Raw genomic sequence first — 17,177 nt, 5'->3', positions numbered from 1 at the left:
GCGCACCGCGCACGCGGCCACCACATGCACACGAACGGCGGAACGCCGGTTGCACCACGAGGTGGGGCTACACTCCCGCGCCTGACGAGAATTCCGCACAACCGACGGGAGTCGCGGTGATTCCGGAACTGAGCTGGGTCCCACCCGAGGTCGACGTCACCGTGCCGAACCCGGCCCGCGTGTACGACTACTGGCTGGACGGCGACCACCACTTCCCCGCCGACCGTGAACTGGGCGAACAGATCCTGAAGATCATGCCGGGGGTGCGGGACGCGGCCCGGCTCAACCGCGCGTTCCTGCGGCGGGCGGCCACGTTCATGGTGGAGTCGGGGGTGAAGCAGTTCCTCGACATCGGTTCCGGCATCCCGACCGTGGGCAACCTGCACGAGATCGTGCAGCAGCTCGACCCGGAGTGCCGCGTGGTCTACGTCGACCGCGAGCCGGTGGCGGTGGCGCACAGCCAGTTGCTGCTCAAGGACAACGACCGGTGCGTGGCGATGCAGGCGGACCTGCGTGACGTCGACGGCATCCTGGCTTCGCCGAAAACCCGGGAACTGATCGACTTCGAGCAGCCGGTCGGCCTGTTCATGTTGCTGCTGCTGCACTTCGTGCCGGATTCGTGGGACCCGGCCGGCCTGCTGGCCCAGTACCGCGCGCGCCTGGCGTCCGGCAGTTTCCTGGCGGTCACCCATGTCGCGGCCGACGCCGGTTCGGCGGGTTTGGACAAGGCGATCGAGGCTTACCAGAGCACGCAGAACAACCCCATCCCGCGCACGCACGACGAGGTCCTGCGGTTCTTCGACGGCTTCGAGATGGTCGAGCCGGGGCTCGTGGGCTGCGCCATGTGGAACCCGCAGGGCGTGGGCGACATGTCCGAGGACCCGTCGATCAACCTGCTGCCCTACGCGGGGGTCGGCCGGCTGCTTTGAATTCCGAAGCACCCGGCGTACGCTCGCGGCATGAGTTCCGCACTGGTTCCGTTGCTGCGTGCCCAGGACGAGTCCGGCCTGGCCGGGCTGCTGGCCGACGACGTCCGCTTCCATTCGCCGGTCGCCGACTACTCGGGCCGGGCGGACGTCGCGCACCTCTTCGGCCTCATCGCCGGTGTACTCAAGGACATCTCACCGGTCCGTGAAGTGACCGACGGTCCGCACGTCACCACCTTCATCGAAGCAGTGTTCGGCGACGGGAACCTGCAAGGCGTCCTGGATCAGCTGTACGACAACGAAAACCGCCTCGCCGAGGCGACCCTGTTACTGCGCCCGCTCGGCGTCCTGCACCGGGCGATCGCCGAGATGGGCGACGCCCTGCGGGCCGCTCCCCTGCCCAGCGCGCGCTGACATGCCGCGCACGCCCAAACCCGGCACTCCCGTCCGCGGCTCGACCACCGGCCGGCCGATCATGGCCGCACTGGACCTGCTCGGCAGGCGGTGGGCGCTGCGCGTGATCTGGGAACTGCACCAAGGCACCGCGGGCTTCCGCGAACTGCAACGCCGGTGCGAGCAGATGTCGTCGAGCGTGCTCACCACCCGGCTCACCGAACTGACCGAGGCGCACCTCGTGGAACTCACCGACGACGGCTACCGCCTCACGCCACTGGGCACCGGACTGGTGGCCGCCCTGCTCCCGCTGGAATCGTGGAGCGACACCTGGGCCGCCACCCACCCCTGACGCGCGTCAGTCCTTCACCACGGCGAAGAGCACGCCGAGCAGCAGCAGGATGCCACCGCCCCAGAACAGCACGTCGTTGCCGACCTTGAACTGTTCGATCAGCATCGCGTCGTCGGTGACGAACCCGCCGACCAGGCTGGCCAGCCCGGCACCGATGGCGCAGCCCGCGACGATGCGGTCCGCGTTGAACGACTGGTGCTCCACCTCGTGTGCCATGAACTCCCCCTCCACGCGTGCGAACACGGTGCCGCCAGTCTACGCACCGTATTGACAAATCAAACTGTCCAATAGAGGATCGTGCCCATGAGCGGCGGCATCAACTACCTGGAAGACCCCGACCGGGTGCTCACCGCGCTGCCCCCGTTGCGGCGTCAACTGCTCGCCCTGCTGCGCGAACCCGCGTCGGCGACGCAGCTGGCCGCCCGGCTGGACCTACCTCGGCAGCGGGTGAACTACCACCTGCGTGCCCTGGAGACGGCCGGGCTGATCGAGGTGGTCGAGCTGCGGCAGCGCCGGGGGTGCGTCGAGCGGATCCTGAGGGTGAAGCCGGGCGCGCTGGTGGTCGATCCGGCCGTGATGCGCGAGGGAGACACCGATCCGGCCGCCTCGCACGATCAGTACGCGGCCGAGCACCTGGTCGAGGTCGCCGCGGCCACCGTCCGCGATGTGGCCCGCATGCAGGGAAAAGCCGCCGAGAGCGGCAAGAAGCTGCTCACCTTCACCATCGAGGCCGACGTCCGGTTCGCCCGGCCCGCCGCGGCGCGGGAGTTCACCGACGAACTGACCGAAGCCATCACCGAACTGGTCGCCCGCTACGAGGACGCGGACGGGCGGCCGTACCGAATCGTCGTGGGCGGGCATCCCCGGCCAGTGAAAGGAGATCAACCGTGAGCGAAGGATCCGACCTGGAGATCTACGTTCCCGTCACCGTCGAAACCGCCTGGCGTGCCCTGCGCGACAAGGAGGCCGTGCTCCAGTGGCACGGCTGGCAGGCCGACGACCTGGAGCGCGAAGTCGAGGAGATCTTCTTCGGCGACGTGGTCGAAGACGAGGAAAACCACGTGCTGACCGCGAACGGCGGTGACCGGTTCAGCGTCACCGCCGACGGCGACGGCGCCCGGATCCGGCTGACGCGGGCGCCGCTGACCGGGAACGCCGAGTGGGACGTCTACTACGACGACATCACCGAGGGCTGGATCTCCTTCCTGCAGCAGCTCCGGTACGCGCTCACCCGGGGCGTCACCACGGCCCGGCGCACGCACTTCCTCCACGCCGGGAAGCACCACTTCGACGAGGTCGCGAGCTCACTCGGCATCGGCGAACTCGCCGGTCTCGCGCCGGAAAGCCCGTTCGAAGCCGAAATCGCGGGTGAACGGGTGCACGGCCGGGTGTGGTTCCGGTCGGCGAACCAGCTCGGGCTGACCGTCGCCGAATGGGGCGAGGGCCTGCTCGTCTTCGGTGGCCCCACCCCGCCCGCCGAGCGCGGCACGACCATGGCCATCGTCTCCACCTACGGCCTGAGCGACGCCGACTTCGACGCGCTCGGGGCGCGCTGGCGGGAACGCTGGCCGGCGAACTCGGTCACCCCGGCTCACTGATAGCCGATCGGCAGTCCCGCGTAGTTCTCGGCGAGTTCGGTGGCCGCCGCTTCGGCGGTCACCGTGCGCCGCAGCTGCGACAGCTGCAGTTGCGCGTCGAAGTCGTCGCCGTGGCGGTGCAGCATGGTGGTCATCCACCACGAAAAGTGGGTGCAGCGCCAGACCCTGCGCAGCGCTGTGTCCGAATAGGACTCGGCGAGCTCGGTGGACCCACCGGAGAGCCAGGCGGTCAGCGCCCGCGCCAACAGCGCGACGTCGGCGACCGCGAGGTTGAGGCCCTTGGCCCCGGTGGGCGGCACGATGTGCGCGGCGTCCCCGGCCAGGAAGAGCCTGCCGTGCCGCATCGGCGTGGTGACGAAGCTGCGCATCGGCAGCACGCTCTTCTCGGTGATGCGCCCGGTTTCCAGGCGCCAGCCGGGTTCTCCGGCTTCGAGCCGGGTGGTCAGCGCGGTCCAGACGCGGTCGTCGCTCCACTCGGCGATGTCCTCGTCCGGCCGCACCTGGAGGTAGAACCGGCTCACCCGCGGGGAACGCATGCTGTGCATGGCGAACCCGTCCGGGTGCCAGGCGTAGATCAGCTCGTCGGTGGAGGGCGCGACCTCGGCCAGCACACCGAGCCAGGCGAACGGGTACTCGCGCTCCCAGGTGTCGCGGACCGCGTCCGGGATGGCGCCGCGGCTCGGTCCGTGGAACCCGTCGCAGCCGGCGATCACCTCGGCCTCCAGCCGCTGCGGCCGCCCGTCACTGTCCACAAAGGTCACTGACGGCCGGTCCGTGCCGACGTCGTGCAGTTCGACCTCCGAGGCCTCGTAGAAGGCCTGGCCCCCGGCTTCCTCGCGGGCCCGCATCAGGTCCTTGGTGACCTCGGTCTGGCCGTACACCGAGACCGAGCGCCCGGCGAGCTTGACGAAGTCCAGATGATGGCGCTCCCCCGGCCACTGGAGGTAGATGCCGCGGTGCTCCATCGACTCGGCGGCCAGCCGCGTGCCGACCCCGGCCTGCTTGAGCAGGTCGACCGTGGACGCCTCCAGGATGCCCGCCCGGATGCGGGCCTGCACGTAGCTCGCGCTCTGCCGCTCGACCAGTACCGAGTCGATGCCTTCGAGGTGCAGCAGGTGGGCCAGCAGCAGGCCGGCCGGACCGGCGCCGATGATCGCTACCCGGGTTCGCGTCGCCATGCGCTGAGAATGGGCGGACCGGGTGGGCGGTCACCACCACATTCTCAGTCAATGAGAGGACATCACGCGGGAGACCCCGCGGGCGGCCGCGCGCAGGGCCGGGACCTGCGTGCGGGCGTGGCGATCGTTCGGCACGATCACCGACAGGGCGGCGACCACCTGCTCCCCCGGCCCGCGCAGCGGCACCGCCACGCCCGCGGTCTCCTGGTCGATGAAGCCGGGGCACACCACGTAGCCGTCGCGGCGGATGCCCGCGAGCAACCGCCGGAGCCGCGCCGGATCGGTGACCGTGGCCGGGGTGTGCTCGGTCTGCGGCTTCAACGGCCCGGCGAGGACCTCCTCCTGCACCTCGGCCGGTGCGTGCGCGAGGAGCACCAGCCCGGAGGAAGACACGTGCAGCGGCAGCCGACCGGCCACCCGGGTGATGTTGAGTACCGCACCCGGTGACGAAAGCCGTTCCACGAACAGCACTTCGCGGTCCTGCCGCACACCGAGCTGGGTGTGGTGCCCGACCACCGCGTGCAGGTCCTCCATGAACGGCATCGCGGCCTCGCGCAACCCGAGGGTCGGCGAGGCCCGTGAGGCCAGTTCCCACAACCGGACACCGATGCGCACGCGGCGGTCGTCGTCGCGTTCGAGCCAGCCGTGCCTGCTCAGCTCGTCGATCAGCCGGGAGGCGGTGGCCACGTGCAATCCCGCGCGCCGGGCCACGTCCGACACGCGCAACGCGGGTGTCTCCGACCCGAAGGTCTCGACGATCCGCACCACCCTGGAGACCACGGACTCCCCGTGCGACGGCTTCACCCCTCGGACCTTAGGCGCTGTCCGGTAAGTCACGCTCGCGCCCTCCGCGCCCGCGCCCTGGCGAAGGCGGCCCTCAAGCGGTCCCGGCCGGGGGCCAGGTCCTCGGGCGAAGCCAGTTCGGCGGCGCGGACCTTGCGCCGGGCGCGGTTGAGCCGCGAGCGGACCGTGCCGACCGGGATGGCGAGCGCCGCGGCGACCTCCTCGTAGGGACAGCCCCTCCCACGCGATGAGCAGCAGCACGTCGTCTTCACAGCTCATACCGGCTATCCGCGAAACCGGCGGATCGGGTTCACGGGACCCACTCCCAGCGCACGATTAACCCCGTTCGGGGCGGGGTAGCCAAGCGAGATGAGTGCCAAGCCGCCCGATCCCGAACCCGATGCCACGGCCGATCTCGAGCCCGGCGGCGGCGTGCCGCCCGGCGGCACCCCGCCTGATTCCGGGCAGACCTCGGGCCTGTCCCACCCGCAGCCGATGCCGTCGAAGGCGGTGCCGGTGACCACCCTCGTGGTGGTCGCGATCCTCACCCTGATGGTCGCCGCGCTCATCTTCGCGCTGGCCTTCGGCTGGCTCGGGGTGTGAGGCGCGGTGCAGACCTTCCTGCCGCTGCCCGGCTTCACCGAATCCGCGCGCACGCTGGATCGCAAGCGGCTGGGCAAGCAACGCGTGGAGGTGCTGCAGGTCCTGCGGGCGCTGACCGTGCCGAACTACGGCTGGCGCCACCACCCCGCCGCCGCGATGTGGGCGGGGTACGAGGAGGCGCTGGTCCGCTACGGCCTCGACGTGTGCTCGACGTGGTCCGTCTCCGGGGCGGCCGACACCTGCGCGGTGAAGCTGGTCGCCGAAGTGGATGTGCCCGTGGTCCGCACGCAGGCCGAACTCGAAGCCGCGGGCGAGCTGCCGCCGTGGCTGGGTTCGCCGGAGTTCCACCGCAGCCACCAATCGGCGCTCGTACGCAAGGATCCGGCGCACTACCGCACGTGGTTCCCGGACGTGCCCGACGATCTGCCCTACGTGTGGCCTGCCTCGGACCGGCCACGACGGCAGTTCACCGGTACAGCGCCCGGTTCAGACCGCGGATGAGTCCGTTGTAGACAGTCCCGCCGACGCGCCGGTTCCGCGCCAGCGCGGCGCGGGCGGCGTTGGCCCCGGGTCCGCCGTGCACCGCACCACCTGGGTGCGCCGAGGCACCGGCGAGGTACAGCCGGTCGACCGGCGTATCGGCCCGGCCCAGCCCCGGCACCGGGCGCAGGAACAGCTGCTGGTGCACCGCGGCCGTGCCCGCGTTCGTCGAACCCTCCACCAGGCTGGGGTTCGCGCGTTCGAGGTCGGCAGGCCCCTGGATGTAGCGCCCGCGGATGGCCGAGCGGAAGCCCGGCGCGTGCCGCTCCACCACCGCTTCCATCCGGTCGGCGAAGCGCCGCAGTTCGTCGGCGTCCCACGACCGGCCGCGCGGCACGTGGGTGTAGGCCCAGGCCGTCTCGGTGCCGGCGGGCGAACGCGTCGCGTCGGCCGTGGTCATCTGGCCCAGCAGGAGGAACGGGTGCTCCGGCACGCGCCCGGCGGCGAGGTCGGCGCTGTAGTCCGCGAGCCCGGTCAGGTCGGCGCCCAGGTGCACGGTGCCCGCGCCCCGGGCGTCTTCGGCGGACCACGGGATCGGCTTCGACAGCGCCCAGTCCACTTTGAACGTGGCGTCGTCCCAGACGAAGTTCTCCAGGTCACCGTGCAGTCGCGCGGGCAGGACGTCGGGGTCGAGCAACTTGCCGTAGAGCACCGGCGCGGGCACGGTGGCGAGGACCGCCCGCCGGGCTTTCGTGGTCTGCCCGGTGGCATCGACCACCCCCTGGGCGGCCCCACCGGAGGTGAGGACCCGCGTGACCGGCCGGTCGCAGACGACCTGCCCGCCGCGGGCTTCCAGTCGCCGGGCCAGCGCGGCGGTCAGGCTGCCCGCGCCGCCCTCGGGCACCGGGAAGCCCAGGTCCTGGCCCAGCATGCCGAGCAGCCAGCCGAAGATCGCGCTGCCCGCCTGGCCGGGGCCGAGGTCGGTGTGCAGGGCGTTGCCCGCCAGCAGCAGCTGCCCGCCTTCGCCCTGGAACCGCCGGGCGCCATAGGTCCGCACGGGCATGGTCGCGAGCCTGCCGAACCGCAGCAGGTCGGCCGCCCCCATCCGCGCGGCCAGCTTCAGACCGGAACGCACGGGCGGGAAGGGCGTGAACAAGGCGGCGAGCAGGTGGTCGCGGATCTCGCGGAAGTTCTCGTATTCGCTGCGCCAAGCGTCACCGTCGGCTTCGGCGAAGGTGGCGACCGAGGCGGCGGTCTTGTCGATGTCGCGCGAGAGCAGCACGGACCGGTCGTCCGGCAGCACGTGGGCCAGTACTTCGGGGGCGTGGCTCCAGCGGATGTCCAGGTCCAGCGCCGAAAGCACCGGGGAGGCCGAGCCGAGCGGGTAGAAGGCGCTGAACAGGTCGTGCCGGAAACCCGGCTCGATCACCTCGGCCGTGCGGACCGCGCCACCGGGTTCGGCCGCCGCCTCCAGCACGACCACCTCCCAGCCCGCGTCGGTCAGCAGGTTCGCCGCCACCAGGCCGTTCGGGCCCGCTCCGATCACCACCGCGTCCGCCGTCATACCCGCAGTCCTACCCGGCGGCGCCGAACGCCAATCGTGTTTCCGGGCAGCGCGCCCGGGAATCCGGCCGCCATGCGGATCGTGGTGACGGGAGCCAGTGGCAACGTCGGGACAGCGCTGCTTCGGACGCTCGACGGCGAAGAGGTGGTCGGCCTGGCGCGCCGGCCACCGGCGAACCCCCTGGTGCGCTGGGTCGCCGCAGACCTCGGGACCACGTCGGCTTCGGTGTTGCAGGAGGTCTTCGCGGACGCCGACGCCGTGGTGCACCTGGCCTGGGCCATCTCCCCGGCCGCCGACGACCCGCCGATGACGCGGACGAACGAGGTGGGCACGAAGGCGGTGCTCGACGCGGTCGCCGCGACCGGCGTGCCACGCCTGGTCGTCGCCTCGTCGATCGCCGCCTACCAGCCCGCACCGAGGTGGACCCCGATCGGTGAGGACTGGGCGATCGGCGGCATCGCCGCCAGCGCCTACAGCCAGAGCAAGGTCCGGCTCGAACGGCAGCTCGACGAGTTCGCGGCGGCGAACCCCAGCGTGGCGCTGGCCCGCCTGCGCCCGTGCGGTATCGCGCAGCGGGAGGCGGCGGGCGAGTTCGCGCGCTGGTTGTTCAGCCCGCTGCTGCCGCTCGGGGTGCTCGGCCGGGTACCGCTGCCGTTGTGGTCCGGTCTGCGCCTGCAGTTGGTGCACGCCGACGACGTGGCCGAAGCGATCCGCCTGGTCCTCGCCAGGGAGGCCACCGGCGCGTTCAACCTGGCCTCACCCGAAGTGCTCGACGCCCCCCGGCTCGCCGAACTCATCGGCGGCTTCCGGGTGCCGGTGCCCCGGTCCGTACTGCAACAGGCCGCGCGCCTGTCCTGGCTCGGCGGGCTCCAGCCACTGCACCCCGGCTGGCTGGCACTGGCCGATCAGGCGCCGCTCGCCGACATCTCCCGCGCCAGGGACGTGCTCGCGTGGGAACCGCGCCACAGTTCCGCCGAGACGCTGCGCGAACTGCTCGACGGCTGGGCGGAGCGAGCCGGGAACGCGAACCCGCCGCTGGCACCGCCACCGAGCGGAATGCGTTCCCGGCTGACCGGCCTACGTTTCGGCCGCCCGATCCGACAGGGTTAGTGGGCTTTGGCCCGTCCCACCGCGAGATCGGCCAGCCGGGACAGGGCCTCGTTGTTGCGGAAGCGGAGCAAGAACGCCTGCACCGCGTCGGGCATCAACCGGCCGGGGCCGGACATGGCGCCTTCCTCCATCACCACCCGCGTCGAAGACGCCGACAGCGGCTCGAGCGAGATGCGCACCCGGGCCGTGCCGAGCAGCCAGAGCTTCGCCTCGAGGTCGATCAGGCGATCCGGGACGCTTTCACGGACCACGGTGGTGTCGCTGATGTGCACCGGCCAGGCGCCGACCGAGTGGTGGATCCGGGTGCCCGGCGCGGGCCAGCCGGGGTCGACGTCGCGGATGTGGGCGTTGCCGACCACCCAGGAGGAGTAGGACCAGCCGTCGGCGAGCACCGCGTAGACCTCGGGCGCGGCGACCGGTACCTCCAGGCTGACTTGGGACTTGAGGCTCGTCATATCGGGTGGTTACCCAGCCGGGCGTCACCAACGCGTGTGAACCGCCCGTCCGGGGGAATGCCCGTTCCGTCAGCGAAATCCTCTCGAGAGGAGTTCCCATGTCCCGCCCGCACCAGCACCCCGAAACCGGCGCCGTGCGTGCCGGGCGCACCCCGCTGCAGCTGGTTTCGATGGTCTACGGCGTGGTGTTCCTCCTGGTCGGCGTGCTCGGCTTCATCCCGGGGGTGACCACCGGGTACGACACGCTCACCTTCGCCGGGCACGAGTCGTCGGCGCTGCTGCTCGGCGTGTTCGCCGTGTCGATCCTGCACAACCTGGTGCACCTGCTCTTCGGCGTCGCCGGACTGGCGATGGCGCGCACCCCGTCCGGGGCCCGCGCCTTCCTCATCGGCGGCGGCGTGGTCTACCTGGTGCTGTGGCTCTACGGCCTGCTCATCGACCACGGCTCCGCGGCGAACTTCGTCCCGGTGAACGCCGCGGACAACTGGCTGCACCTGGGCCTGGCGGTCACCATGATCGCCTTCGGCGTGGCGCTGGGCCGAGGCCTGCGTCGCGCCTGAGGTAGTCGGTGTCACGAATGTGGCTTTCGAGACCCGTAAGACAAGACCGTGCGCAGCTCCGCTGAGGGTGGCGGTGGGCGACGGGAGGGCGTCTCGAAAGCCACATTCGTGACAGTCCTAGCTTGGGACCACGTTCCGGTTGTTCGCGGTCAGCTGGTGCGGTTCGGTGTCCGACTGGTCGATGCCGAAGCTGATGATCCGCTCGGGGTGGATGCGGATGACCGAGCCGTCGAGGTGGCCCTCCGGGTCGATCCCGGTCACGGCCTCCGCGCGCCCCCGGATCTCCAGGCACCGCACACGTGGCGGATCGAGCGAGGGCCGGTCGTCCACGACGATGGCGACCCGGCCGTTTTCCGCGATGTTCTTGAACTTCCGGCTCTTCGCCAGGTTGAAGCCCCGGACCTCGATGGTCCCCCGCTCGGTGTCGTAGTGGAAGCCGACCGGGCTGACCTGCAGCGCGCCGCCGGGCTGCAGGGTGGCCATGCGGCCGAGGTCGTGTTCGGACAGGAAGGCGAGTTCCGCCTCGGTGAAGGACATGCCCCCAGTACACAAGTTGAACCTAGGTTGAGGTCAACCCGCGCCGAGGCAGACGAACGGGCGGCGCATCGGGTCGACCGCGACGGCGTCGGCGAGGGCGACCGCCGGGCTCGCGCCGCCGGCCAGTGCGCGGTGGTAGTCGTCCATCGCCGCCGCCGAGGACTGGTCGCCGACCTTGCTCAGCGGCGCGATCACCGTCTGGGACCCGCTGGCCAGTAGCGCGCTGGCGAACCCGAGTGCTTCGTCGCCGGGCCGGATGCGGTTCAGCGCCAGTTCGCACGCGGCCAGCACCACCTGCCGCGGCGGGCGGCGCAACCCGGCCATCTCGTGCGCGAACATCGCGCCGTCGGCCAGTTCCAGCCGGGAGAACAACGCGTTCTCCGGCTCGTGCGCGCCGTGCGCGGCGATGTGCGCCAGTTTCGCGCCGTCCACCGCGGGGAGCACGGCGGTGGCCGTCGCGCCCTGGCCGGACAACTGCTTCGACGCGCGGTAGTGCGTGGCCAGCTTGTCGATCTCCGCTCGCGCGGCGGGCAGCCCGGGGCCACGCACCAGCACGATCTTGCGCGCGCGGTCATTCCGGGCCAGTTCCGCGGACAGCCACGCGGTGGCCGACGGCGCCACCACGGTCGGCCGGTAGTGCAGGCTCGGCAGCACACCCCACGGCACGGCGTACAGCCCGCCGGTCGGCACGATCACCAGGTCGCGGTCGCCGGTCACCTCGAGCAGCGGGCGCACCAGCTGCGCGTCGAGGCGTTCGGCCTGCCGCCGCGCGGAGGTCATGATCACCTCGACCAGTGGCTGCGGGGTGTGGTCGGGGGCCACCGCGTTCAGGTCGACGTTCAGCATGCGCGCGCTTTCCGACGCCTGCTTCGCCGAACCCAGGCGGACGATCCGCGCCCCACCGTCGAGCACGACCACCGCGACCAGTTCGTCGGCCGACGCGGCGAAGCTGACCAGTGCCCGGTTCTTCAGGCGCGCCGCCACTTCGTCCAATTTGGCCACTGGACGGGCTTTGCCCCATTGCCCGGCGTGCCAGCCCATCCGGTGCGCCTCCCGCAGCAGCTCCGCCCGGCGCGCGCGGGCGGCGGCGGTCGGGTGCCCGTCGTGCAGCGCCTGGTGGATCGACTGGGTCAGGCCGCGGATCTCCGCGAGGCACTCGGCCAGTTCGGGATCGTCGGCCTGGGCGAGCGGCTCGTACCGGTAGGTCTGCGCCCGCGTGCGCTCCAGCCAGTCGAACAGCCGCCGCGGGTGCTCGCCGCCGAGCACCAGGCGCACGGCCAGCTCACCCAGCTCGCGCCCGTGCAAAGCGGTGCCGGACAGCAGTTCCAGCCCGCCCATGCGGTCGCGGACGCGGTCGAGTTCGGCCAGCCCGGCCCGGATCTCGCCGAGCGCGGCACCCCGGTCGTCGTGCGCGACGGCGAGTTCGGCCCGGCACAGCCGGCGCAGCATGCGGTGGTCGGTCGGGGTGAGCTGACCCGGCCGCGGCACCTCGGCCAGCAACTCGCTCGCACGCCGGAGGTTGCCGCGCCGGATCTCCAGGCGGACGGTGAGCATCTTGGCGACGGTGGCCTGTTCGGCGAGCCGCGGCACGGACATCGCTCGCGCGTGCCGCAGCGCGCGTGCGGGCAGTGCGGCCGGGATTTCCCCGGTGCGCAAGGCGTCCGCGGTGTCGGCACGCAGGCCGATGATGGTCGCGTTGGCGACACAGGTCTGACAGCCCCATTTGCGCATCCGCTGGCGGGCGGATTCCGCGAGGCTGCGGGCGAGGTCGAGATCGCCGGACAGCAACGCCGCCTCCGCGCGGAACAGTTCGGCTTGCCCCAGTTCCCTGGTATTGCCCTGTTCCTGGCGCAGCTGCGGGAGAACCTCGTCGAGATGCCTGCCCGCCTCGTCGGACAACCCAGCGGTGAGCAGCGCCTGCGCCTGTTCGTGCCGTAGCAGCGGCGGAACCTCCACCTCCAGCGCCCGATACGAACGTTCGCTTTCTTCGTAACAGCGGAGGGCGGCGGGCACGTTGCCGACGCGGAGTTCCAGCGTGCCGAGGTGGCGGCGGACTTCGGCGGCCGATACCCGCAGCTCGTACTTCTCGGCCAGCTTGATCCCGCGGTTCAGGTCCTCGCGGGCCCGCTTCACCCGGCCGAGGCGGATGTAGGCCAGCCCGCGGGTGGCCAGCGTGTTCAGCAGCGATTCGACCACCGGCGCCGGATCCGGGGCGACAGCGAGGCTTTCCTCGCGAAAACCGAGGGCCGCGTCGAAGCAGGCGATGCTCTCTTCGTTGCGGCCGCCGCCCATCAGCAGCAGGCCGCGGTTGTGGTTGACGGGCGCGATCAGCTCCGCGCGCACCGCCGGATCGTCGAACCGCTCGATCACCGCGAGCACGTCGTCGAGCCGGGCCAGGCCGTTGGTGAGCCCGACTGTTTCGGCCTCGGAGAAGGCGAGCGTGGTGAGCAGGCGGATCCGGCTGCGCAGCCAGTCGTCCTGGTGGTCGGCCGGGACCGGGTGGATCGAATCGAGCAGGCGGATGCCCCGGCGCAGCAGGCGCGTGGCCTCGTGCTGGCGCTGGGCGCAGGACGCGTCCACCCCGCTCCGCTGCAGTTCCCAAGCCCGGCGAATCACTTCGGTCGGGCGTCGCTCGATTACCGGCACCCTTCTATGACAACACAGAACGTAGCCAAGAAGTCAGCCCGCCCAGCCGGATGGCGGCGGGCGGGCTGAAGATCACCCCGTGATCAGCGCGAAAGTGGTCCACTCACGGCGTGGGCGGCGGCGACTGCGGGCAGCCGCCCGCACAGTCGGTACCGGCCTCGTGCGTGTGGCCTTCGTGCGTGTCCTCGGGCTTCTCGACGGGCTGTTCCTTGACCGGACTGGTCTCGGTAGTGGTCATCGCGATCTCCTCCCCTGATGATCTTCGTTACACCAACCGGGCGACGCAGACCAGGCCAGAAGAGCGGGCCGGTAGCTCTGAGTCCCCCATTCGCCGGTTCCCTCAAACCGCGAACGGCCTAATGATGGCACAACGGACGAGTGATCGGGAAAATTTTCCACAGACTGTCACCGCTCCCCGGCTCCACCTGCACGGATACCGCCATCCGGCCTACCGCCCAGTGGTAACCGGGCGGGGTCCGCACCCCCGTCACCGCTCCCCACCGTCCACAAGCGACCTTCGCAGGCAGGAGACTGACGAGCGTTTAGCGCTCACTGTCCAGGGCGGCCATCATCGGCTCGGCGTACCGGCTGCCCGCCGCCGCGCCCGCCGGGACAGCGGCTTCGATGGCGTCGAGATCTGCCTGGGACAGTGCCAAATCCGCCGCACCGAGCGACTCGGCGAGCCTCGTCCGCGTACGCGCGCCGATCAGCGGCACCACATCCTTGCCCTGCGAGGCCACCCAGGCGATCGCGACCTGCGCGACGGTGACCTCCCTGGCCTGCGCGACCTTGCGCAGCGCCTCCACCAGTTCGAGGTTGCGCTCCAGGTTCTCGCCCTGGAAACGCGGGTTCGAACCGCGGAAGTCGGCGGCGGTGAGTTCGCGGTCCGGGCGCCAGTGCCCGCTCAGCAGGCCGCGCGACAGCACCCCGTACGCGGTGACACCGATGCCGAGTTCCCGCGCGACCGGCAGGATTTCGGCTTCGATACCGCGGGAGAGCAGCGAATATTCGATCTGCAGGTCGGTGATGGGGTGCACGGCCGCGGCCCGCCGCAGAGTCTCGGCACCGACCTCGGACAGCCCGATGTGCCGAACATGGCCCGCCTCGACGAGTTCGGCGATGGCGCCGACGGTGTCCTCGATCGGCACGGACGGGTCGAGCCGGGCAGGGCGGTAGATGTCGAGGTGGTCGGTGCCGAGCCGCCGCAGGCTGTACGCGGCGAAGGTCTTCACCGCCGCCGGGCGGCCGTCGAACCCGGTCCAGGCGCCGTCCGGATCCCGCAGCGCGCCGAACTTCACGCTGATCGTGGCGGCTTCGCGGGCGCGGCCACGCAACGCGTCCCGGAGCAGGAGTTCGTTGTGCCCCATGCCGTAGAAGTCGCCGGTGTCGAGCAGGGTCACGCCGGCGTCGAGCGCGGCGTGCACCGTGGCGATCGATTCCGCCTCGTCGGCCGGTCCGTACAAATCGGACATTCCCATCATGCCGAGCCCGAAGGCCGAGACCTCAGCCTGGCCCAGTGCACGGGTCTGCATCGGTGTTACCTCCCGAATAGTTCCATCGCTAACGTCACCAAGTTAACACTGATATCAGACAAACGCTACCGAGGATTTGTTATCATCGGAAACATGACGGTCGACCAGGCACTGCCCACCCGTGATCGCATCCTGCGCGCGGCAGCGGAACTGCTGCAGGAGGGCGGCCGTGACGCGGTCTCCACCCGGGCGGTGAGCGCGGCGGCCGGGGTCCAGGCGCCCGCGCTCTACCGGCTGTTCGGCGACAAGGACGGGCTGCTCGACGCGGTCGCCTCCTACGGTTTCGAGGAGTACCTGGGCCAGAAGCACGACCTCGGCGCGACCGGCGACCCGGTCGGCGACCTGCGCCGCGGCTGGGACCTGCACATCCAGTTCGGCCTGACGCGGCCCGCGTTCTACGCGCTGATGTACGGCGAAGCGCGCCCGGGCGGCCCGTCCCCCGCCGCGAAGGAGGCCGCCGCGATCCTGCACGGCATCATCTCGCGGATCGCCGAAGCCGGGCAGCTGACGATGAGCGTGGAGCGCGCCGCGGAGCTGACGCACTCGACCGGCGTCGGCGTGGTGCTCTCGCTGATCGCCCTGCCCCCAGCCGAGCGCGACCTCGAGATCTCCACTGTGGCAAGGGAAATGGTGGTGCACACGATCACCACCGACGAACCCGCGCCCGCCGCGGGCCTGGCGACCAGGGCCGTGGCCCTGCGTGCCGCGCTGACCGGCGACCTGCCGTTCAGCCCGGCGGAACAGGCCCTGCTCAGCGAGTGGCTGGACCGCCTCGCCGACGGCTGAGCGCGAGCAACCACGGCAGCCAGCGCGGATCCGGTCCCTGGCCCGGGTTCCAGCCCGAGTGCGCGCACACGTACGCGACGGCCAGCCCGGTCTCGCGATCGGCAAAGGCCAGCCGTCCGCCCGCACCGGCGTGACCGAACGAAGCCGCGCCCAGCAGCGGGGACGCACTGCGCGTCAACTCGAACCCGAGCGCGAACCGTTGCGGGTGCGGCATGACCGCCGGGGTCGGCAGCCCGTCGGTCTGTGGCGTACAGGCGCGGTCCAGCGTCGCTCGCCCCAGCAGTCCATTGAGGACGGCCGAGTACAGCTTCGCCAGCGAACGCGCGTCCCCGATGCCGTTCGCGGACGGGATTTCGGCCGCCCGGCCCGCACGGGTGGTCAGCAGTTCGGCCAGCTCTGTCCGATTAGGACCGATCGGCGCGACTCGGTGCTCTTGTTCGGCGGGTAGGCCGATCCACAGGTCCAGCCCGAGCGGGCGGGCGATCCCCTCGTCGAAGAACCGGCCGGCCGTGGTGCCGGTGACCCGCCGGATCACCTCGCCGACCAGGTAGCCGAAGGTGGTCGAGTGGTAGGCGAACGCCGTGCCCGGGGTCCACCGCGGAGCCATCGCGGCGAGCGTCGACGTGCACCGGTCCCAGTCGAGCAGGTCTTCGCCGTCGAGGTCGAAGGCGGGCAGGCCCGCGCGGTGGGACAGCAGGTACGAGACCGGCAGTTCGGCGCGGAACCCGGGCCAGTACCGCGAAACCGGCGCGTTCAGGTCCAGGTCGCCGCGTTCGGCGAGCAGGTGCGCGCAGATCGATACCAGCGCCTTCGTGCACGACATGGTGACCGCGATCCGGTCGGGCGCCCAGCCGGTCCAGAGGTCCACCACCGGCACGCCGTGCCGGTGGACGGCCAGTTGCGCGCCGCCGCCGTGGTCCAGCGCGAACGCTTCGCGCACGTCCTCGAACCCGGGCGCGACCGTGCCGTGGATCACCGCAGTGAGGGCAAGCCGGCGACGATGGCCGCAAGTGCGCGCTTGATCGTCGGCACGAACGGCGGGCACAGCGCGGCCAGCTCCGGGTCGGAGGCGTACACCTCGATCAGCGTCTTCGGCGGGTGCGCGGCCGGGTACAGCGCGCCGCCGAACATCGTGCCCGCGGCCGCGAGCTCGAAGCCCTCGGTCTCGGTCAGGCCGAGGCCGGTGCGGGCGATCGCCACGCCGACCTCGGCGAGCACGTCCTTCACCTGCCGCTTGAACGAGCGTGCCGCCTCGACCGACACGTTGTGCTCGAGGCTGGTCGCCGCGTGCCCGAGCAGGTCGCAGAACAGCGGGCGCGCTTCGAGGGTCTCGGCGATCGCGCCGACCAGCTCGTCGGCGGTGGTCACCCGGTCCAGCCGGTCGACGAGCGCGGTCCCCCACTCGGCCCAGCATTCGGCGGCGAGTTCGAGGTAGATCTCCTCGCGCGTGCCGAAGTACCGGACCACATTGGACTTCGCCAGGCACACCGCCGCGGCCACGTTCCCGAGGCTGACCGCGCGCACGCCCGAGGCGAGGGCGAGCTCGCGAGCGGCGGCGAGGATCGCCTCGCGCCGCTGTCGCTTCTGCTCGGGCCTTCGCGCCCGGACGAAATGCTGACCCATGACGGCGATCAGCATACGACCCGAGTTAAAAGAACGCCGTACTCTTGTTAA

General features: G+C 71.2%; 21 protein-coding genes and 1 pseudogene. 10 read left to right on the top strand and 12 right to left on the bottom strand.

All coding sequences use genetic code 11. The features are described 5' to 3' along the window. Window positions 1–116 precede the first annotated feature (116 nt). From JOM49_RS18060 to JOM49_RS18050, 3 genes are read left to right on the top strand one after another with little or no spacing between them, the layout of a single operon-like run. Window positions 117–929, top strand: coding sequence for an SAM-dependent methyltransferase (locus JOM49_RS18060; protein ID WP_209665442.1), 813 nt, complete (start codon window positions 117–119; stop codon window positions 927–929). A 30-nt stretch (window positions 930–959) separates the two neighbouring features. Beyond that, window positions 960–1,340: a nuclear transport factor 2 family protein gene (locus JOM49_RS18055; protein ID WP_209665441.1), complete on the top strand. Its 381-nt coding sequence runs from the start codon at window positions 960–962 to the stop codon at window positions 1,338–1,340. Between the two features lies 1 nt (window position 1,341). Next, window positions 1,342–1,671, top strand: a complete 330-nt coding sequence (locus JOM49_RS18050; protein WP_245369364.1) for a winged helix-turn-helix transcriptional regulator — start codon at window positions 1,342–1,344, stop codon at window positions 1,669–1,671. Between the two features lie 6 nt (window positions 1,672–1,677). On the opposite strand, the gene JOM49_RS18045 is transcribed toward JOM49_RS18050, so the two are convergent. Further along, window positions 1,678–1,887 carry a hypothetical protein gene (locus JOM49_RS18045; protein WP_209665440.1) on the bottom strand — a complete coding sequence of 70 codons (210 nt, stop codon included), beginning with the start codon at window positions 1,885–1,887 and terminating at the stop codon, window positions 1,678–1,680. Window positions 1,888–1,974: 87 nt separating this feature from the next. On the opposite strand from JOM49_RS18045, the gene JOM49_RS18040 reads away from it, so the two are divergent. After that, window positions 1,975–2,562 (top strand): winged helix-turn-helix domain-containing protein, encoded by a 588-nt coding sequence (locus JOM49_RS18040; protein ID WP_209665439.1) that lies wholly within the window; start codon window positions 1,975–1,977, stop codon window positions 2,560–2,562. Continuing rightward, window positions 2,559–3,269 (top strand): SRPBCC family protein, encoded by a 711-nt coding sequence (locus JOM49_RS18035; RefSeq protein WP_209665438.1) that lies wholly within the window; start codon window positions 2,559–2,561, stop codon window positions 3,267–3,269. The genes JOM49_RS18040 and JOM49_RS18035 overlap by 4 nt, the downstream gene beginning before the upstream one ends. On the opposite strand, the gene JOM49_RS18030 is transcribed toward JOM49_RS18035, so the two are convergent. From JOM49_RS18030 to JOM49_RS18020, 3 genes and pseudogenes are all read right to left on the bottom strand, one after another. Then, entirely contained in the window at window positions 3,263–4,447 is a 1,185-nt protein-coding gene (locus tag JOM49_RS18030) for a 4-hydroxybenzoate 3-monooxygenase (protein WP_209665437.1), read from the bottom strand. The genes JOM49_RS18035 and JOM49_RS18030 overlap by 7 nt on opposite strands. A gap of 48 nt (window positions 4,448–4,495) precedes the next feature. After that, a complete protein-coding gene (locus JOM49_RS18025; protein ID WP_209665436.1) occupies window positions 4,496–5,251 on the bottom strand; it encodes an IclR family transcriptional regulator in 756 nt (251 codons plus the stop codon). A 29-nt stretch (window positions 5,252–5,280) separates the two neighbouring features. Then, a pseudogene (locus JOM49_RS18020) lies at window positions 5,281–5,497 on the bottom strand (sigma factor-like helix-turn-helix DNA-binding protein); the annotation flags it as partial. 102 nt (window positions 5,498–5,599) lie between these two features. Between JOM49_RS18020 and JOM49_RS18015 the strand changes: the two are divergent. Beyond that, window positions 5,600–5,833, top strand: coding sequence for a DUF6480 family protein (locus tag JOM49_RS18015; RefSeq protein ID WP_209665435.1), 234 nt, complete (start codon window positions 5,600–5,602; stop codon window positions 5,831–5,833). Window positions 5,834–5,839: 6 nt separating this feature from the next. Next, a complete protein-coding gene (locus JOM49_RS18010; protein WP_209665434.1) occupies window positions 5,840–6,334 on the top strand; it encodes an MSMEG_6728 family protein in 495 nt (164 codons plus the stop codon). Here JOM49_RS18010 and JOM49_RS18005 read toward each other — a convergent pair. Beyond that, window positions 6,300–7,877, bottom strand: coding sequence for a phytoene desaturase family protein (locus JOM49_RS18005; protein ID WP_209665433.1), 1,578 nt, complete (start codon window positions 7,875–7,877; stop codon window positions 6,300–6,302). The two genes, JOM49_RS18010 and JOM49_RS18005, sit on opposite strands and share 35 nt — an antisense overlap. Window positions 7,878–7,949: 72 nt before the next feature. On the opposite strand from JOM49_RS18005, the gene JOM49_RS18000 reads away from it, so the two are divergent. Beyond that, window positions 7,950–8,987 carry an NAD-dependent epimerase/dehydratase family protein gene (locus JOM49_RS18000; RefSeq protein WP_209665432.1) on the top strand — a complete coding sequence of 346 codons (1,038 nt, stop codon included), beginning with the start codon at window positions 7,950–7,952 and terminating at the stop codon, window positions 8,985–8,987. Here JOM49_RS18000 and JOM49_RS17995 read toward each other — a convergent pair. Continuing rightward, window positions 8,984–9,442: an SRPBCC family protein gene (locus JOM49_RS17995; protein ID WP_209665431.1), complete on the bottom strand. Its 459-nt coding sequence runs from the start codon at window positions 9,440–9,442 to the stop codon at window positions 8,984–8,986. The two genes, JOM49_RS18000 and JOM49_RS17995, sit on opposite strands and share 4 nt — an antisense overlap. 98 nt (window positions 9,443–9,540) lie before the next feature. Between JOM49_RS17995 and JOM49_RS17990 the strand changes: the two genes are divergently transcribed. Further along, the gene (locus tag JOM49_RS17990; protein WP_209665430.1) at window positions 9,541–10,002 is read left to right on the top strand and encodes a DUF4383 domain-containing protein; all 462 of its coding nucleotides are present in this window, start codon (window positions 9,541–9,543) and stop codon (window positions 10,000–10,002) included. 117 nt (window positions 10,003–10,119) lie between these two features. Here the strand turns inward: JOM49_RS17990 and JOM49_RS17985 are convergent, their stop codons facing one another. The 4 genes from JOM49_RS17985 to JOM49_RS17975 form a co-directional block, all read right to left on the bottom strand. Beyond that, the gene (locus JOM49_RS17985) at window positions 10,120–10,539 is read right to left on the bottom strand and encodes a PPOX class F420-dependent oxidoreductase (protein ID WP_209665429.1); all 420 of its coding nucleotides are present in this window, start codon (window positions 10,537–10,539) and stop codon (window positions 10,120–10,122) included. A 33-nt stretch (window positions 10,540–10,572) separates the two neighbouring features. Continuing rightward, entirely contained in the window at window positions 10,573–13,185 is a 2,613-nt protein-coding gene (locus tag JOM49_RS17980; protein WP_209665428.1) for a CHAT domain-containing protein, read from the bottom strand. Window positions 13,186–13,288: 103 nt separating this feature from the next. Further along, the gene (locus JOM49_RS43735; RefSeq protein WP_281068320.1) at window positions 13,289–13,423 is read right to left on the bottom strand and encodes a hypothetical protein; all 135 of its coding nucleotides are present in this window, start codon (window positions 13,421–13,423) and stop codon (window positions 13,289–13,291) included. A 304-nt stretch (window positions 13,424–13,727) separates the two neighbouring features. Then, a complete protein-coding gene (locus JOM49_RS17975; protein ID WP_209665427.1) occupies window positions 13,728–14,717 on the bottom strand; it encodes an aldo/keto reductase in 990 nt (329 codons plus the stop codon). A 93-nt stretch (window positions 14,718–14,810) separates the two neighbouring features. Here JOM49_RS17975 and JOM49_RS17970 point away from each other — a divergent pair, with 93 nt between their 5' ends. Beyond that, window positions 14,811–15,503, top strand: a complete 693-nt coding sequence (locus JOM49_RS17970) for a TetR/AcrR family transcriptional regulator (RefSeq protein WP_209665426.1) — start codon at window positions 14,811–14,813, stop codon at window positions 15,501–15,503. On the opposite strand, the gene JOM49_RS17965 is transcribed toward JOM49_RS17970, so the two are convergent. Then, window positions 15,469–16,479, bottom strand: a complete 1,011-nt coding sequence (locus JOM49_RS17965; RefSeq protein ID WP_209665425.1) for a serine hydrolase domain-containing protein — start codon at window positions 16,477–16,479, stop codon at window positions 15,469–15,471. The genes JOM49_RS17970 and JOM49_RS17965 overlap by 35 nt on opposite strands. Further along, window positions 16,476–17,126 carry a TetR/AcrR family transcriptional regulator gene (locus JOM49_RS17960; protein ID WP_209665424.1) on the bottom strand — a complete coding sequence of 217 codons (651 nt, stop codon included), beginning with the start codon at window positions 17,124–17,126 and terminating at the stop codon, window positions 16,476–16,478. The genes JOM49_RS17965 and JOM49_RS17960 overlap by 4 nt, the downstream gene beginning before the upstream one ends. Window positions 17,127–17,177: the final 51 nt, after the last annotated feature.

Origin of the sequence: Amycolatopsis magusensis (genome assembly GCF_017875555.1) — a bacterium.
Taxonomy (GTDB): Bacteria; Actinomycetota; Actinomycetes; order Mycobacteriales; family Pseudonocardiaceae; genus Amycolatopsis; species Amycolatopsis magusensis.
Note: the sequence above shows the minus strand (reverse complement) of the source record. Positions and strands in the feature narration are given on the sequence as shown.

Bases quoted from the DNA above. Each gene is read 5' to 3' on its own strand.
- JOM49_RS18055 (WP_209665441.1), top strand. From the start codon at position 960: ATGAGTTCCGCACTGGTTCCGTTGCTGCGTGCCCAGGACGAGTCCGGC.
- JOM49_RS18050 (WP_245369364.1), top strand. From the start codon at position 1,342: ATGCCGCGCACGCCCAAACCCGGCACTCCCGTCCGCGGCTCGACCACC.
- JOM49_RS18045 (WP_209665440.1), bottom strand. From the start codon at position 1,887: ATGGCACACGAGGTGGAGCACCAGTCGTTCAACGCGGACCGCATCGTC.
- JOM49_RS18040 (WP_209665439.1), top strand. From the start codon at position 1,975: ATGAGCGGCGGCATCAACTACCTGGAAGACCCCGACCGGGTGCTCACC.
- JOM49_RS18030 (WP_209665437.1), bottom strand. From the start codon at position 4,447: ATGGCGACGCGAACCCGGGTAGCGATCATCGGCGCCGGTCCGGCCGGC.
- JOM49_RS18015 (WP_209665435.1), top strand. From the start codon at position 5,600: ATGAGTGCCAAGCCGCCCGATCCCGAACCCGATGCCACGGCCGATCTC.
- JOM49_RS18005 (WP_209665433.1), bottom strand. From the start codon at position 7,877: ATGACGGCGGACGCGGTGGTGATCGGAGCGGGCCCGAACGGCCTGGTG.
- JOM49_RS18000 (WP_209665432.1), top strand. From the start codon at position 7,950: ATGCGGATCGTGGTGACGGGAGCCAGTGGCAACGTCGGGACAGCGCTG.
- JOM49_RS17995 (WP_209665431.1), bottom strand. From the start codon at position 9,442: ATGACGAGCCTCAAGTCCCAAGTCAGCCTGGAGGTACCGGTCGCCGCG.
- JOM49_RS17990 (WP_209665430.1), top strand. From the start codon at position 9,541: ATGTCCCGCCCGCACCAGCACCCCGAAACCGGCGCCGTGCGTGCCGGG.
- JOM49_RS17985 (WP_209665429.1), bottom strand. From the start codon at position 10,539: ATGTCCTTCACCGAGGCGGAACTCGCCTTCCTGTCCGAACACGACCTC.
- JOM49_RS43735 (WP_281068320.1), bottom strand. From the start codon at position 13,423: ATGACCACTACCGAGACCAGTCCGGTCAAGGAACAGCCCGTCGAGAAG.
- JOM49_RS17975 (WP_209665427.1), bottom strand. From the start codon at position 14,717: ATGCAGACCCGTGCACTGGGCCAGGCTGAGGTCTCGGCCTTCGGGCTC.
- JOM49_RS17970 (WP_209665426.1), top strand. From the start codon at position 14,811: ATGACGGTCGACCAGGCACTGCCCACCCGTGATCGCATCCTGCGCGCG.
- JOM49_RS17960 (WP_209665424.1), bottom strand. From the start codon at position 17,126: ATGGGTCAGCATTTCGTCCGGGCGCGAAGGCCCGAGCAGAAGCGACAG.